We start from the raw sequence: 2,245 nt of genomic DNA, 5'->3' as shown, positions 1-2,245 counted from the left end.
GGCTTAACCTTGCCCGTCAGCACATCGAGAAACGTAGTCTTGCCTGCCCCATTGGGGCCGATGACCACCCGCAGCTCCCCTTCCTCCAGAGAGAAGTTCAGCCTGTCCAAAGCCTTGAAGCCATCAAAGCTGACGGTGAGATCCTGAGTTTGTAAAATTTGTCGGGTGGCGGTGGGAGCTGCAGTAAGCATGGGGATCACATCCAAGAACGGAAAGGCCAAAGGTCAAACCGGATTCTCAACCCATCAAATAAACCCATCAAATAGGAGAGGAAACTTGGCATCGCTGGCTCACCCATGGGATCCTCTTACCTTAAACTTATATCTTGCACATAACTGACATCCTCAAGAGAAAGCCAGATTTAAGCTGGGGAAGTATCTGCCAAGCGCCTGCGCCAAAGCTGAACGGTGACCCAAAGTCGCCTGCCTTGGGTGCGCACCCAACCCACCAGTCCATCCGGCAGCACCAGCACCACCAACAGGAACAATCCCCCCTGGAAAAATAGCCAAATCTCCGGAAAATTTTCGCTCAGCAAGCTCTTGGCAAAGTTGACCAACAGAGCCCCCAGCACTGCCCCCACCAAACTGGCCCGACCGCCCACCGCCACCCAGATCACCATTTCAATGGAAAAGGGAACGGCCATCGCATTGGGAGAGATGATCCCGGTTTGCAAGGTAAACAAAGCTCCGGCAACACCCGCCAGGGCAGCAGACACGGCAAACACCAGAACTTTAAAGCCGGTGGGATCGTAGCCGGAAAAACGAACCCGCGGCTCGTCATCTCGAATGGCTACCAGGATCCGACCGAATAGGCCGCTGGTCAGCCAACGACAGAGAAGGTAAGCCAAAACCACCGCCAGAACTGTAGTGACATAGACAGCGAAGCGCATCTCGGACGAGTTGACATCCAGGCCAAACAAAGTCTGGAAGTTGGTCAGGCCGTTGGTGCCATTAATTAAGCGCTGTTGGCCGTTGAAGAAGTTAAAGAAAATAATCGTGGTGGCCTGAGTTAGAATGGAGAAATAAACCCCTCGAATGCGATTTCTCACCACCAAATATCCCAGGGCTGCTGCCACCAAAGCCGGGATCAAGACAACAGCAACAGCCGTAAACGGAAACGAATAAAAGGGGTACCAAAACCAGGGCAATTCCGTTACCCCATAGAGGCTGAAAAACTCCGGTATCTGACCTTCCGGCAATTGCAACTTCAGGTGCATCCCCAGAACGTAGCCCCCCAAGGCGAAGAACACCCCATGTCCCAGACTGAGCATGCCGGTATAGCCCCAGATGAGGTCGATTCCCAAAGCTACAATGCTGAGGGCCAGAAACCGCCCCAACAAGTTGAGCCGAAAGCCAGACAGCACAGTTGGGGCCACAAAGATCAAGGCCAGCACCAAAACGATGAGGATCCCGGCCTCCCACAGAAGCTTGCGAGAAGAATTGGGATCCCCACCCGCGGCGGGAGCAGCCACTTCATGATCAGCACGGGGGGAATGAACCAGTTTCATGGGCTTTGTGAGGGAGTAGAAAATGGAGAGTCTGGTCCTAGAGTTTTCGCCAAGCGAGATCATTCCCTAGGCATCCACCATACGACCTTTTTCGGGGAAAAGGCCCCGAGGTCGCACCTGCAAAAAGGCCACGATCAAAGCAAAGACCATCACCTTGGCCATGCTCGTGGTGGCAAAAAAGTTGAGGGTATCGGTCAGGATGGGCACGTTGGGAAAAATCAAAGCCAGCGTCCCTGAGCCGATGACAAAGTTGGCAATCCCGATCCCAAGCGCTGCCACAATGCTGCCCAAAAGCTTACCGACACCCCCCACGACAACCACCATAAAGGTATCCACGATGTAGTTTTGGCCGGTGTTCGGCCCCACGGATCCCAGCAGGCTGACCGCTACGCCGGCCACTCCCGCCAGACCCGAACCGATGGCAAAGGTGAGGGCATCCACCTTTTGCGTAGGGATCCCTACACAGGCGCTCATGGCCCGATTCTGGGTAACCGCCCGGATGCGCAGCCCCCAGCGGGTGCGCTGCAAGAAGAAGTACAGCCCTAGGATGCAGAAGACAGTGAGGGCGATGATAAACAGGCGGGTATTGGGCAAAAACAGGCTGCCCACCGGGATCCCACCCCCCAGCCACCGGGGAGCCGTCACGTCTTTGTTCTGGGCGCCGAACCAAGGCTGGGTAACCGCCAAAGCATAGGTTTGCGCCAGCACCCGCCCCCCCACCGCTGCAATGGCCGTGGA

The 2,245-nt window shown here is 55.6% G+C and carries 3 protein-coding genes; all 3 read right to left on the bottom strand.

What is annotated here, in order from left to right:
- Window positions 1-191 (bottom strand): ATP-binding cassette domain-containing protein (locus NW819_RS01745; protein ID WP_414412709.1); only part of this gene is annotated, 191 nt, incomplete at its 3' end.
- 170 nt (window positions 192-361) lie between these two features.
- Entirely contained in the window at window positions 362-1,570 is a 1,209-nt protein-coding gene (urtC, locus tag NW819_RS01740) for an urea ABC transporter permease subunit UrtC (RefSeq protein ID WP_414412708.1), read from the bottom strand.
- 3 nt (window positions 1,571-1,573) lie between these two features.
- The coding region (locus NW819_RS01735) for an ABC transporter permease subunit (RefSeq protein WP_414412707.1) at window positions 1,574-2,245 on the bottom strand (672 nt) is incomplete at its 5' end.

This window comes from Synechococcus sp. R8-2, assembly GCF_047461715.1.
Taxonomy (GTDB): Bacteria; Cyanobacteriota; Cyanobacteriia; order Thermostichales; family Thermostichaceae; genus Thermostichus.
This window is presented reverse-complemented; position numbering and strand designations above follow the sequence as displayed.

Bases quoted from the DNA above. Each gene is read 5' to 3' on its own strand.
- urtC (WP_414412708.1), bottom strand. From the start codon at position 1,570: ATGATCTCGCTTGGCGAAAACTCTAGGACCAGACTCTCCATTTTCTAC.